Origin of the sequence: Streptomyces purpurascens, from assembly GCF_045040895.1 — a bacterium.
Lineage (GTDB): Bacteria > Actinomycetota > Actinomycetes > Streptomycetales > Streptomycetaceae > Streptomyces > Streptomyces purpurascens.
Genome location: NZ_CP108341.1, coordinates 586873 through 600829 on the forward strand (window position 1 = coordinate 586873; position 13957 = coordinate 600829).

The 13957-nt window shown below is 68.8% G+C and carries 10 protein-coding genes and 1 pseudogene; 7 read left to right on the top strand and 4 right to left on the bottom strand.

The window, feature by feature from the left end; all coding sequences use genetic code 11:
- Positions 1-294: 294 nt before the first annotated feature.
- Positions 295-666, bottom strand: coding sequence for an ArsR/SmtB family transcription factor (locus tag OHU35_RS02720; protein WP_405504443.1), 372 nt, complete (start codon positions 664-666; stop codon positions 295-297).
- A 48-nt stretch (positions 667-714) separates the two neighbouring features.
- On the bottom strand, positions 715-1605 hold the full coding sequence (locus OHU35_RS02725; protein WP_359894741.1) for a LysR substrate-binding domain-containing protein: 891 nt from the start codon (positions 1603-1605) through the stop codon (positions 715-717).
- Between the two features lie 178 nt (positions 1606-1783).
- Here OHU35_RS02725 and OHU35_RS02730 point away from each other — a divergent pair, with 178 nt between their 5' ends.
- Positions 1784-2626: an NAD(P)H-binding protein gene (locus tag OHU35_RS02730; protein WP_405504445.1), complete on the top strand. Its 843-nt coding sequence runs from the start codon at positions 1784-1786 to the stop codon at positions 2624-2626.
- A gap of 254 nt (positions 2627-2880) precedes the next feature.
- Here the strand turns inward: OHU35_RS02730 and OHU35_RS02735 are convergent, their stop codons facing one another.
- Positions 2881-4257: an RICIN domain-containing protein gene (locus OHU35_RS02735; RefSeq protein ID WP_405504447.1), complete on the bottom strand. Its 1377-nt coding sequence runs from the start codon at positions 4255-4257 to the stop codon at positions 2881-2883.
- Positions 4258-4288: 31 nt separating this feature from the next.
- On the bottom strand, positions 4289-5719 hold the full coding sequence (locus OHU35_RS02740) for an endo-1,4-beta-xylanase (RefSeq protein WP_405504448.1): 1431 nt from the start codon (positions 5717-5719) through the stop codon (positions 4289-4291).
- A gap of 801 nt (positions 5720-6520) precedes the next feature.
- Between OHU35_RS02740 and OHU35_RS02745 the strand changes: the two genes are divergently transcribed.
- The 6 genes and pseudogenes from OHU35_RS02745 (at position 6521) to dhaK (ending at position 13936) form a co-directional block, all read left to right on the top strand.
- Complete coding sequence (locus OHU35_RS02745; RefSeq protein WP_189725214.1) at positions 6521-7987, top strand: non-reducing end alpha-L-arabinofuranosidase family hydrolase; 1467 nt, start codon at positions 6521-6523, stop codon at positions 7985-7987.
- 180 nt (positions 7988-8167) lie between these two features.
- Entirely contained in the window at positions 8168-9388 is a 1221-nt protein-coding gene (locus OHU35_RS02750) for a metallophosphoesterase (protein ID WP_405504450.1), read from the top strand.
- A 572-nt stretch (positions 9389-9960) separates the two neighbouring features.
- A pseudogene (locus OHU35_RS02755) lies at positions 9961-10215 on the top strand (acyl carrier protein); the annotation flags it as partial.
- Between the two features lie 800 nt (positions 10216-11015).
- Complete coding sequence (locus OHU35_RS02760) at positions 11016-11474, top strand: SRPBCC family protein (protein WP_189725212.1); 459 nt, start codon at positions 11016-11018, stop codon at positions 11472-11474.
- Between the two features lie 524 nt (positions 11475-11998).
- On the top strand, positions 11999-12592 hold the full coding sequence (locus OHU35_RS02765; RefSeq protein ID WP_189725210.1) for a YdeI family protein: 594 nt from the start codon (positions 11999-12001) through the stop codon (positions 12590-12592).
- Between the two features lie 351 nt (positions 12593-12943).
- Positions 12944-13936, top strand: coding sequence for a dihydroxyacetone kinase subunit DhaK (gene dhaK, locus OHU35_RS02770; protein WP_189725209.1), 993 nt, complete (start codon positions 12944-12946; stop codon positions 13934-13936).
- Positions 13937-13957: the final 21 nt, after the last annotated feature.

Sequence of the window (13957 nt, forward strand, 5' to 3'; positions counted from 1 at the left end):
ACTCCCGGCACCGCCGGCACGGAAGCCCACCGACCCGTGCGCGGTCGGGGCGGCCGCGGCGGAGAAGCCGGCCGAGCGGTCGGCCTCGAACTTCGGTCGGCCACGGCGGCGAGGTGGACGACTTCCACCCGGCCACGGTCCTGGCGGGAAGCCAGCCCGCCTCGCCCCTCCCGACCCAAGGTCCGGACCGCGCACGGGCCAAGGCGCTGCCGCGCAACGCTGAGGTGGGGTGGAACCACCACGCCACGGGTGTGCGCCCTCCGACTGACTCGGGCCGGCACACGGGCCACTTGTTCAGCCGGCACCGCCATCGGGGCGGAGGAGCAGGTCCAACAACCCGGGGAAGCGCGCGTCGAACTCCTGGCGGCGCAGTCGGTTGACCCGCTTGGGTCCCTCGTCACGCTGTTCGCCCAGTCCGGCACCGCGCAAGACCGAGAAGTGGTGACTGAGTGCGGCTTTGCCGACGGGCACGTCGAAGCTGGACAGAGAGCGACAACGTCGCCGTACCAGTCGAGTGACCCGCCGGCGCCGAGCTTCCGTGCCGTCGGCGCCGACGCCGGTGGCCTCCTGCTTCACCTGCGTGAGGGCATCCGCGGGAGTGTTCAAGTCGTCCGTGCCCAACGACACGATGACGGCCTCGACGTTGCGAGCGCCTTCACCGTGCACGCGTTCATGCCCGGCGCCCGGCTCCTCGAGGGCGGGTCGCGATCGCTGTCACAGTGTGATGGGGCCGAGGTCGGCGGCGGTTTGGGCCAGTGCGCGGATGGTGGGGCTGTCAGCGGTGGTGCGCCAGGTGAGCGCCCATTCGAGGGTGGGGGCGTCCTGGAGGGGCAGGAAGACGATGCCGGGGGGCTTGTTGTAGCGCGCGGCGGTTTCGCCCAGCGGGTGGACGCAGCGGCCGGCAGCGACCAGGGAGAGGACCTCGTGGAAGGTCCGCGCGGCGGGCCCGCGGGGGATACGGCGGCCGAGCGGGGTGCGGGTGGGGACCATGGAGGCGACCCAGTACTCGGGGGCTTCGGGGCCGAGGTCGACGACGTGGTTGTCGGCGAGGTCTTCGAGGGACGCGGTGCCGCGTTGGGCGAGCGGATGGTCTGCGGCCACGGCCAGCACGCGGCCTCCGGTGAGCACGGTGGGGCCGACGGTGAGGTCCGGTTCGGCGACGGGCAGCCACAGCACGTGCGCGTCGTGCTCTCCGGTGCGCAGGGCGGTGAACGCGTCGTTGCCGTTGATTTCGCCGAACTCGATGTCGCTGCCGGGGTAACGGGTGCGGAACGCGTCGACGAGGGGGCGCAGTTCGTGGCCGGCGTGGCCGAAGACACCCAGCCGCAGGGTCCGGCCCGCGCCCGGGCCGGCTGCTTGGGCGCGGGCGAGTCCCGCGTGGAGGAGGTCGAGGGCCTGCTGGAGGTCTTCACGCAGGCGCCGGCCGACAGGGGTCAGGGCCACACGTCGGCTGGTGCGATCGAACAGGGCCACGCCGAGGCTGCGTTCTTGTCTGCGGATGGCCTGGCTGACGCGGGCCTGGGACACGTGAAGCCGTTCGGCGGTGCGGCCGAAGTGCAGCTCTTCGGCCAGTGTCAGGAAGATCTCGATGTCGCGCAGCTCCATACATAACTCCCACGTTATGAATAGCTCCACGGACTCTACCTTGTTCCGCCGCTGACCTGCATCGATGCTGGACACATCACCCACAGGACAGGGCGTGGACGCCTGACTGACGCATCGGCGAGGCAGGGAAATCCGATGAGCGCTGTGCAGGCCGTGGTCGAGCAGAGGAGCAACTGTCATGATCCTGATAACCGGAGCCAACGGCGTCGTCGGGCGTCAGGTGATGAATCTGCTGCTGCGGGAGAGCACGGCCATCACCGCGGTCACACGCGGTCCCGGCTCGGCCGCGCTCCCGGACGGCGTCCACGCCGTCAGCGGCGACCTGTTTCGCCCCCAGTGGATCGAGGCCGCGCTGGAAGGAGTGGAAGCCCTGCAGATCAGCCCGCGCGCCACCGGCCCGGGACTGGGCGAACTCCTGCGGCTCGCCGTCGGGCAGGGCGTGCGGCGTGTGGTGCTGCTGTCGGCCACCACCGTGGAGTATCCCGCGGGCGAAGCCCGCTTCGCCGCGCAGTTCCGGCACGCCGAGGACCTCGTCACCAGTTCCGGCCTGGACTGGACGGTCCTGCGCCTGGCCGACTTCGCGGCCAACGCACTGGCCTGGGCTCCGCAGATCAGGTCCGGTGACGTGGTGCGCGGCGCGTACGGCCGAGCCGCCACCTCGCCCATCCACGAAACCGACATCGCGGCGGTCGCCGCACGCGCCCTCCGCGGGGGCGTTGCCCCGGGGTCGGTCCACACGCTCACCGGGCCACAGTCACTGGACCAGGTCGAGAAGGTGCACCTCATCGGCGCCGCCCTCGGCCGGGCGCTGTCCTTCCAGGAGCTCCCGCCGGAACACGTACGCCACGGCATGCTCGCGCAAGGGCTGCCCGAGGAGGTCCCCGACCGCCTGCTCGGCTCCCTGGCCGACTACGCCCACCACCCAGGACCGACGACCAGCACCATGGAAGACCTGCTGGGCCGGCCCGCACGCACCTTCGCCGACTGGGCACGCGACAACGCACCCGCCTTCGGCGGCTGAACACGGTCTGTCTCGCGCTTGCCATCTTCATCGCGTGGGGTCGCTGCGGCCCCTGGTCCTTCAGCAGCTGACAGAGGCCGTCGGTCCCTCGCATCGGCGTCGTCGGCCCGCGCCGAGGTGACGTCAACTCCTGCCCTACTACGACGACACCACCCACGAAGCCCCGCCCATGAGACAGCGTGGACCGTGGCCGCCTGCCGCGTCGACGGAGTGGAGCCAGGATCATCCTGGCTCCACTCGGTGGTGCGGGCGTGTCACTGGAACTGTGCGAAGAACCTCCAGATCTCTGCTTTGGTCCAGGTGGTGACGCCGCTTTCGCCGGGGGAGCCGTCGACCGGACCGGGTAGGTGGCCTCCGTCGAACGCGGCCCATTGGACCGGGTATCCGGCACGGCAGCCCGAGTAGGTGGTGGTGATGTGCGTTCGGCTGCCCGGGGCGGGCTCGCGCGGGCTTTGGGCAGTGCAGCCGTTGTTGGCGACGAACTTGTCGCGCAGGGACCGTCCTTGCCCGATGCTGAGGACGTTGTCGCTGATGCCGTGGATTCCGAAGTAGGCGATGGGCTGGGTGCCGCCGCCGCACCCGCTGATCTGAGCGCCGGATATGACCGCGACGGCCCTGAAGACGTTCGCCCTGCTGCATGCGAGTGCGTAGCTCATACCGCCGCCCCAGCTGAATCCCGTGGCGAAGCGCTGTGCCGGGTTGACACAGAGGCCGCCCTCGATTCGCCGGATCATGTCGTCGACGAAGGTGATGTCCTCATCGCCCGAATTGGCCCAGCCGTTGCCGAGGCCCTGGGGGGCGACGAGGATCGCGCTGTTGTTCGACTGCTCCTGTTGGCCGTAGTAGGACCAGGCGTTCCCGCTGGTGCCGCCCGAGGCGACCTCGCCGGCGGTTCCGCCCCGCCAGTGGAACGCGAAGATCAGCCGGTAGGGACGGCTGTTGTCGTAGTTGGCGGGAACCCTGAGGATGAAGCTGCGGCTCTTGCCGCCGCTCTGAATCGTGTGCGTACCGCTCGTCAGAGTCGGGGCGCTGCCGCATCCGCCGCCACCTCCGCCACCGGACGACAGCTTGATCATCTGCCATTGCTGGTTGGCGCCGGCCCAGTCGGAGTACTGGACGACGTTGCCGCCGTCGGCGGTGGAGGCGCCCTGCACCTCCACCGCCTTGCTGCTGGTGCGGTTGATCAGCCGGACGTGGCCCGCGTCGGAGTCGGCCAGGCGGAACTGCTGGTTGGCCCCGTTGTGGTCGGCCCACTGCTGGATCGCGGCACCGTCCGCGGTCGAGGCGCCGGCCACGTCGAGAACCTTGCCCGAATGCCGGGCCTTGAGGCGGTAGAAGCCGCCGCCGGAGTCCACGAACTGCCACTGCTGGTTGGATCCGTCGTTGCGCGTCCACTGGCTGACCCGCGCGCCGTCGGCGGTGGACGCGCCGGATAAGTCCAGCGCCTTGCCGCTGTTGCGATTGACCAGGACATACCAGGCGTTGGTGTCCACCGTCGCGGCCTCGGCGGGCGCCGGATTCACCGCGGCGAGCATGCCGATCGCGAGGGTCGCCGCCACCACGGCGGCGACCCGGGACCACCAGCGATGCCTTCGTGGAGGGGCGGGGGAAGCCGCACCGTAGGTCTTCATCGACTCACCCTTTCGTTTGTGGCAGGTGCCATCAGGTGCGGGTCCAGCGTTGGTTGCCGCCGTTCGAGCAGGAGTAGAGCTGGATCAGGGTGCCGTTGGCGGTGCCGCCCGCGACGGCGTCGAGGCAGAGGCCGGACTGGACGCCGACGATGGATCCGTCGGAGTTGAGGCGCCATTTCTGGTTGTCGCCGCCCCAGCAGCTGTAGATCTGGACTTTGGTGCCGTTGCCGGTGCCGGCGGCGTCCAGGCACTTGTTGCCGTAGACCCTGAGCTCGCCGGCGGCGGTGTACGTCCACTGCTGGTTGGTGCCGTTGTGGCAGTCCCACAGGTTGAGCTGGGTGCCGTCGGTGGTGCCGGTGCCGGGCACGTCCAGGCAGCGGCCCGAACCGACGCCCTTGATCGGGCCGGAGTCCGAAGGGGGCGTAGTGGAGCCGCCGTTGAGTGCGTTGAGGACGGCGGTGTAGGCGGGCTTCTTGCTGCCGTCGCCGTTGAACAGCAGCGGCGTGTGCTCCGGTCGCCAGGAGTCGCTGTCGCGCACACCCCAGACGGTGATGCCGAGGCAGCGCGGGACGGCCAGGCAGTCGTTGGTCACGTTGGCGTAGGTCGTGGCCGGGGCGCCCTGGATGTCGAGTTCGGTGATGGCCACGTCGACGCCGAGGGCGGCGAAGTTCTGCAGAGTGGTGCGGAAGTTGCTGTTGTAGGGGCTGCCGCTGTTGAAGTGCGACTGGAAGCCGACACAGTCGATCGGCACGCCGCGCTGTTTAAAGTCCCGGACCATGGCGTACATGGCCTGGGTTTTGGCCCAGGTCCAGTTCTCGACGTTGTAGTCGTTGTAGCAGAGCTTGGCGGCCGGGTCGGCGGCGCGCGCGGTGCGGAAGGCGACCTCGATCCAGTCGTTGCCGGTGCGTTGCAGGTTGGAGTCGCGCCGGGCTCCCGAACTGCCGTCGGCGAAGGCCTCGTTCACGACGTCCCACTGGGCGATCTTGCCCTTGTAGTGGGCCATCACGCCGTTGATGTGGTTGATCATCGCCTGGCGCAGCGTGCTGCCGCTGAGGCTCTGCATCCAGCCGGGCTGCTGGGAGTGCCAGGCCAGGGTGTGGCCGCGCACCTGCTTGCCGTTCTGCACCGCCCAGTTGTAGACGCGGTCACCGGCGGTGAAGTTGAACTGGCCCCGCTGCGGTTCGGTGGCGTCGATCTTCATCTCGTTCTCGGCCGTCACCGAGTTGAACTCACGGCCCGCGATCGTCGTGTACGCCGAGTCGCCCAGCCTGCCCGAGGCGATGGCGGTGCCGAAGTAGCGGCCGCTCTGCGCCGCCGCGGCGCCGAGCGTGCTCTCGGCGGCGTGTGCGGTCGGCGGCGCGACCAGTGTGGCGACCGCAGCGACGACGCCGACGACCAGCGCCAACATCAGGCCGCGGATCTTCCGGCGGATAACGGGTCTGGGAAGGGCATACGAGCCCATGACTGTGCCTCCAAGGTAGAGATCACGGAAGGACTGAAGCGCAGGGGACTGCGTCGTCCGCTCCCACGCGGCAGACGGACGGGGCGGCCCGGAACCCGGGCAGCACGGAAACACCGGACACCGTGGCCATGGGCCGGGGACCGCCACGCGGCGTCGCGGACCTCTCCAACTGCGCGAGGAGCCAGGACGCGCTGGTGCGAACCTCACCGGAACGAGACGGGGTGGCGCAGGTGCTTTGGTGCGCGGATCTGTCGTGCGGCTGTGCGTGGATCTGCCGTGCAGACAGCTTGCTCAGGGCCGACGTGGTTCAGCATCCGGAACTATGGCCGGGTTCTCAGACAGGGATGATTGAGGCATTGACGATGGATCGTCAATACTCTCCGCAGAAGAAGTTTCCGATCCTCGCCCGAAACTTTCCGGAACCCGGCGAGCCGGACGGCGAACCCCCGGCGCCGTCGTCGGCAGATGTCATAGGGCCGGGGCCGGGACGGGGCCGGAACGAGTGTGCGGACGCCGCTTCCTCGACTTCTCTCCTCCGCGCGGATGCCTTGGACTGGCGATCCGCATCGCACACTCCGGCGTGTCTCCGGTCGGCGTGACAGCTCGTCAAGCCCAAAGGGGAAGCGCTGTTTGTGGACAGATCGGCGACAGGCCTTGACCAGAGGGCAGCGCATTCCTAGCTTGTGGCGTCGAAGCATCCGGGAATTCTTCGAAACATTCGAGATTGTCTCTCCCCCGGCATGTCCGCTCCGCGGTTCATCGGGGTCACCTCACCCCCCCACTCCCCAAGGAGGCCCTCTGATGTGGTTTCGCCAACCGCCCCCGGTCCGCCCAAGACGCTTACTCGCCGTCCTTGCGCCCTTGCTGCTCCTGGCCACCTTCCTCGGCGCCCAGCCCGCCGGCGCGGCGACCGTAGACCCCAACACCTCGTATGTGCTGGTCAACCGCAACAGCGGCAAGGCCCTGGACGTCTACAACATGGCGACCGCCGACGGCGCCCGCATCACCCAGTGGACCAGGAACGATCAGAGCCAGCAGCAGTGGCAGTTCGTCGATGCCGGGGGCGGCTACTACCGCATCAAGTCCCGCCACTCGGGCAAGGTGCTGGACGTCCACAACTGGTCCACCGCGAACGGCGGCTCGATCGTCCAATGGGCCGACCTGAACGCCACCAACCAGCAGTGGCGGCTGGCCGACAGCTCGGACGGCTACGTGAGGCTCATCTCGCGCCACAGCAACAAGGCCCTCGAAGTACAAGGCGCCGCCACCGCCGACAACGCGAACATCGTCCAGTACGACGACTGGGGCGGCACCAACCAGCAGTGGCAGCTCGTCAAGGTCGGCGGCCAGAATCCCGGCCCGTGCGATCTTCCGTCGACCTACCGCTGGACATCAACGGGCGCGCTGGCGCAGCCCAAGCCGGGGTGGGTCTCGCTCAAGGACTTCACCGTCGTCCCCTACAACGGCAGGCAACTCGTCTACGCGACGACGCATGACACGGGGACGAGTTGGGGTTCGATGAACTTCGGCCTGTTCACCAATTGGTCGGAGATGGCCTCGGCCGGCCAGAACACGATGTCGTCTTCCACCGTCGCGCCCACGCTCTTCTACTTCGCGCCGAAGAACATCTGGGTGCTCGCCTACCAGTGGGGCGGGACCGCCTTCTCCTACCGGACGTCGAGCGACCCCACCAACCCGAATGGCTGGTCGTCCCCGCAGGTGCTCTTCTCCGGAAGCATCTCCGGCTCCGGAACGGGACCCATCGACCAGACGCTCATCGCGGACGGGACGAACATGTACCTGTTCTTCGCCGGTGACAACGGCAAGATCTACCGGGCCAGCATGCCGATCGGGAACTTCCCGGGCAGCTTCGGCTCGTCGTACACGACGATCATGAGCGATACGACGAACAACCTGTTCGAAGCCCCGCAGGTCTACAAGCTGCAGGGCCAGAACCGCTACCTCATGATCGTCGAGGCGATCGGCTCGCAGGGCCGCTACTTCCGCTCGTTCACGGCCACCAGTCTGAACGGCTCATGGACACCCCAGGCCGCGACCGAGAGCAATCCCTTCGCAGGCAAGGCCAACAGTGGCGCCACCTGGACCAACGACATCAGCCATGGCGAACTGATCCGCACCAGCGCCGATCAGACGATGACCGTCGATCCCTGCAATCTGCAGTTGCTCTACCAGGGGCGCAGCCCCAACTCCGGCGGCGACTACGGCCTCCTGCCCTACCGTCCGGGTCTGCTGACACTGCAGCGCTGACGGCTTGGCGGGCTCGGTGGAAGGCCGAGCCCGCCCGGGTCGCGCGACCACGTCAGCCTCGGCCGCACCGCTGGGAGAACCCTTCGCCTCAAGGGGCCGCGCCCAGGTACGCCGGTCCGGCCGGCCCGAGGGCGACCGGATACAGTGCGCGAGACGGCAGCCCGGTCAGTGAGGGGAAGCGTGACCGACACCAGCAACACCCGACCCGCCGACAGCGAACCGCAGGCTCCGCGGCAGAGCCGGCTGCACCGCCTGATGCGCTACCTCCCCCTGATCGCCCCCGTCCTGCTGTGGACCGTGCCCTGCTGGGTGCTCCTGCACACCGGCCAGCACTGGCCGCTGCCTGTCACGCTGGTCGGCACCGCCGTGTTCGCCCTCGGCCTCGTCGGTATGCCGCTCGCGATGGTGCGCGGCCACGGCCGGCGCCAGCAGGACAGGGCGGCGATCGTCGGTGACACCCTGCTGGGCACCAGCTGGGTTCTGTTCACCTGGTCCGTTCTCCTGGGCGTCCTCTTGCGGCTCGCCCTGACCGTGGCCGGCGTCGGCGAGGGTCAGGACCGGGCCCGCATCGTCACCTGGGCCGTCCTCGGCGTAGCCGCCGTACTGCTCGCCTGGGGGTACGCGGAGGCCCGCCGCGTGCCACGCGTGCGCCGACTCGACGTGCGACTCCCGCGACTGGGCGCCGGCTTGGACGGCACCCGGGTCGTCCTCATCACCGACACCCACTACGGCCCGCTCGATCGCACTCGCTGGTCGGCGAGGGTCTGCGAGACGGTGAACACTCTGGAAGCCGACCTGGTCTGCCACACCGGCGACATCGCGGACGGCACGGCCGAACGCCGCCGCGCCCAGGCCGTCCCACTCGGTACCGTGCAGGCCACCCGGGCCCGGGTATACGTCACCGGCAACCACGAGTACTACAGCGAGGCCCAGGGCTGGGTCGACCTGATGGACGAGCTGGGCTGGGAGCCGCTGCGCAACCGCCATCTGCTCCTCGAACGCGGAGGCGACACCCTCGTGGTCGCCGGCGTGGACGACGTCACCGCCGAGTCCTCCGGCCTGGCAGGCCACCGCGCCCACCTCGCCGGAGCCTTGGACGGCGCCGACCCCGACCTGCCCGTCCTGCTCCTGGCACACCAGCCCAAGTTCATCGACCGGGCGGCAGCCGCCGGCATCGACCTCCAACTCTCCGGCCACACCCACGGCGGCCAGATCTGGCCCTTCCACCACCTGGTCCGCATCGACCAGCCCGCCCTCGCCGGCCTCAGCCACCACGGCACCCGCACTCTCCTCTACACCAGCCGCGGCACCGGCTTCTGGGGCCCGCCGTTCCGCGTCTTCGCCCCCAGCGAGATCACCCTGCTCGTGCTCCGCTCCCCGGACACGCCCACCTCGCCGTAGCACTGGGCGGGCCAGCACATCCGCTCGGAGCGGCCCACGAGCCGAGGGATGCGGCGTCGACAGATGACCAGGCCCGTCTCGCCGCGGACAAGATCCGGACCATTCCCGGACCGACGGCTCCAACGAGCCATACCTGGCGCCTCCTCCCGGACTGCTCCAGACAGACGGCTACCCAGGCGAAGTCGGCGCTGTCAAAGCCGCCGGTCTGGGCGGAATCGTAAGAACGTTTCTCAGTGTGGCCGCCGCGCTGGATGACGTGACGGCGTTCGCCGGGAGAGTCGGTGCGGCTGCCAGACGGTGACGGTAGGCGGTCGTGGTGAGGCGGACGGTGAAGGCCAGGTGCAGGCCTTGGCGTGCGGCCTGCCGACGGGACACGCTGGCGCCGTCGAGCGGTCCCGAACTCCGACTCGAGGTCGGGGCCGCCGCGAGGGTCAGCCAGCGACGCAGTGAGCGGTCGAGCTTTCCTGATTCCTCATTGGCTTGTTCCGGGGCCTATGCGACAGTGATGCGCGCGATCACATGGCGTAGGAATCCGGCCGCGGTGCCGCCGTCGCAGACGCGGTGGTCGAAGAGACATCCTGGGCGTCCCGGTCGGCCCGGACGATGACTTCTTCGAACTCGGCGGCAACTCCCTCTTCGCCGTCCGCGGCACCGCCGCCCTACACGCCCATGGCCTTCCGCCCTTGCGCCTGCGAGAGCTGTACCGTCACCCGACGATCCGCGAGTGGGCGTCCGCGACGTGCTGGGCACGTTGGAAGTCCACCTTGGCCATAGGCGCGCACCCCATGCTGCCGAGCCCACGCCCCCAGGCGGTCTTCGGAGTGTGAGTTCGATCGACTGCCCCGACGGCCGGTCGTAGTGGGCTGTTGGCCGGGCTCCAGCGAACTCGTACACCCATGAAGGTGCAACCGCAGTTGCAGCGCATGCTTAGACGACATGGCACACACTCCCGCGATCAGGACCAAGCACCTCCGAATTCTCCAGCACGATCGCCCAGGTCGGCAGGGGTGTAGCTCAGCCCCAGGGCGTCACCGGACAGCAGCAACACCAGCGGAGGAACTAGCGCAGCACCATGATCCGGGTCATGCACGGGGTCAGACTGCGGGACGCCACCGGACCAGCCCTTGTTTGCCGGATCAACCAACGCAGCAAGCGCCTGCCACAAGACGCCAGGGGGCGAACCGGGCTTCCCCCGGGCGCGCGGCTCAACTGCCCGCGAGGTCAGCATCCGTCCGCGCCCCCACCGAACCTGCCAACACCACCCCACGCGATGAAGCTGCGAAAGGCGGACTGGATGCTGCCGGTGCGTAGCCGACGCGAAACTCTCGTCGGCACGCCCCCGGACTGCTTGTAATCTGCATCGTCTCGGCCAGCCCGACAGCAGCCAGGAACCCATAGATCTGTGTTCGCGCCTGCGCCGCGGCCACGGAGTAATCAGGGAGGCCCACCTGGTCACGTACCGGGCAGGCGCACCTCTGTCAGCTCGGTAGGGACTCGGTAGCGCCAAGGGCGGGCGGTTGGGCCCTTCGGGTGCGTACGAAGCAATACCGCACGGGCCAACGGCCGGCCGGGCATCCTCCGAAGAGAGTCGCGGGCACGCTACGGCTCAAGCGATCGAGGAGTGCTCATGTCAGGACAGTTTGAAGCGACCATCGAGATCAATCGACCAGTCGAAGCAGTCTTCGACTACCTCGCCGACGGACGCAACGATCCGCAGTTCAGCCCCCGCGTGCTCAAAATCGAGCGGGTTCCCGATGCCCCGACCACCGTGGGAACGGTCTTCCGCAGCACAGTCAAGGACGCCGGGATGAAAACAGCCAGGGAGTTCCGCATTACCGTCCTCGAAGCCCCGGTGAGGATCCGATGGGCCGAGGTTTCGAAGAACAGCGTGACGGCCAGCGAAGGCGGCTACGACCTGGAGCCAATGGCCAGTGGCGGGACTCGGGTCCGTATCTTCAACGTGCTGGAGGGCCACGGCCTTGGCAAGCTCCTCGTCGGACTGGCCCTCGCTGCTGCCCGCAAGGACGCCGCCAGCTTCGGCGCCCGGATCAAGGCAGCAGCAGAAGCAGCAATCCAGCCGCGCTGACGTCTCAGACGGGTCCATCGCTGCCGGGGCCGGCTTGCGGGCTTCGATGACGCCGTCTGTGCAACCAACCTGCTCACGCAACAGACCCACCTCCCTGGTGGTCGTCGGAGCCGGGCAGCTGCTGGTTCGCGCCGGACGCAGGCGGGTCCGCGGGCTCGGCGAGCTGGCGGACTTCAGGGATGTCAAAGTCCGCGCACCAGGTGAGGAACTTCCAGCGGGCGTTGCCGACTTGGTGGCGGTCGGCTCCGGTGCGGGCCAGGGCGAGGAGGGTGCGCAGGTTCTCCTTGGCTGTCCAGTCCGTCAGTAGCGTCTGCCCGATCTTCCCCTGCGGGATCTGCTCGGTGAACGGGCAGGCCCTGGCTGTCTCGTCGCCGTGACCAGGTGAACTCGGCGCCTTCCGTCGGCCAGCCGCTCAACCCGCGCGACTGCCTGATCGTTCTGCGTCGAGAACAGGGACGATCACGCAGGTCCACGGGCATCGTGCATCCGGGGCCGTGCCCGAATGCGTCACGGCAATCTTCCGGGTGTGGTTCGCTGCTGGGGTGACTCAGGACTTGGAGATCGTCGCATTCGAATCCGCCGAGGCATTCCAGGCATGGCTCGGCGAGAACCACGCCGTCTCGTCCGGCATCTGGCTCAAGCTTCGCAAGAAGGGCCCCGGAATCGTCGCGCTGGACTACGCCCAGGCGCTCGACGTGGCACTCTGCTACGGCTGGATCGACGGCCAGAAGGCCAAGTTCGACGACCAGTGGTGGCTCCAGCGGTTCACCCCGCGCAAGCCGCGGAGCAAGTGGTCCAAGATCAACCGGGACAAGGTGGCCGCCCTGATCGAGCAGGGCCGGATGCGGCCCCCGGGGCAGGCCGAGGTCGACCGCGCCAAGGCGGACGGCCGCTGGGAGGCGGCCTACGACGGCGCGAAGACCGCCACGGTGCCGGACGATCTCGCGGCGGCCCTGACCGCCGACCCGGCCGCGGCGGAGTTCTTCGAGACACTGGACCGGCAGAACCGCTACGCGATCCTGTACCGGGTCCAAGACGCCAAGAAGCCCGAGACCCGGGCGCGCCGGATCGAGAAGTACGTAGCGATGCTGGCCAAGGGCGAAAAGCTGTACTCGTAGTCCCGGAGAGGGGCCGCAGCCACCAAGTGGCCTCACTGAGCGTAACGAAACGTCAGAGGCCCTGAGCAGGCGCACCGCTCAAGATCGAAGACCCAGCAAGGCACGACAACCGGAAGCCCCTGTTCTACATGGGCGACAGTGCGCAGAACTCCCGTAGGCGTAACCAAATCTGCCCCACCGGGTGGGCCGCGGCGAACGGGGACGCCTCCGCCCCGGTGGAGTCATCATGAGTACCGCCACAGCGCGCTACGGAGGGCTACGCACCGCCAAGATCGACAACTGGTCAAACGCGATCTGGCCTGCGAAGCTGGAGTTCGAGGGCTCATCTACTAGTTTCCCTAGGAGGTACCCGTGAAGATGCTGATCAACGTCCCGGAGACCGTGGTCGCGGACGCGCTGCGCGGTCTGGCGGCTGCCCACCCGGAGCTGACCGTGGACGTGGAGAACCGGGTGATCGTGCGGCGGGACGCTCCCGTGGCCGGAAAAGTGGGGCTGGTCTCGGGCGGAGGCTCGGGGCACGAGCCGCTGCACGGGGGTTTCGTGGGTCCCGGCATGCTGTCGGCGGCCTGTCCGGGCGAGGTGTTCACCTCCCCGGTTCCCGACCAGATGCTGCGCGCGGCCGCCGCCGTGAACAGCGGGGCCGGGGTGCTGTTCATCGTGAAGAACTACACCGGCGACGTGCTCAACTTCGACATGGCCGCCGAGCTGGCCGAGGACGAGGGCATCCAGGTCGCGAAGGTGCTGGTCAACGATGACGTGGCGGTGACCGACAGTCTCTACACGGCCGGCCGGCGTGGCACCGGCGCGACCCTGTTCGTGGAGAAGATCGCCGGTGCCGCCGCTGACGAGGGCATGCCGCTGGAGCGGGTGGAGGCCATCGCCCGGCAGGTCAACGAGAACTCCCGCAGTTTCGGTGTCGCGCTGAGCGCCTGCAGCACGCCGGCCAAGGGCAGTCCGACCTTCGATCTGCCGCCCGGTGAGCTGGAGTTGGGCATCGGCATCCACGGCGAGCCCGGCCGGGAGCGGCGGGCGATGATGACCTCCGGCGAGATCGCCGAGGCCGCCGTCGAGGCGGTGGTGGAGGACCTCCAGCCGCGCAACCCCGTGCTGGTCCTCGTCAACGGCATGGGTGCGACGCCCCTGCTCGAGCTGTACGGCTTCAACGCCGAGGTGCACCGGGTGCTCGCCCAGCGCGGCGTACCCGTGGCCCGTGTCCTCGTGGGCAACTACGTCACCTCCCTCGACATGGCGGGAGCCTCGCTCACCCTCTGCCAGGTCGACGAGGAGCTGCTGCGGCTGTGGGACGCGCCGGTGAAGACGGCGGGTCTGCGCTGGGGCGTGTGACGCGCAGGGGTAGAGGATCAC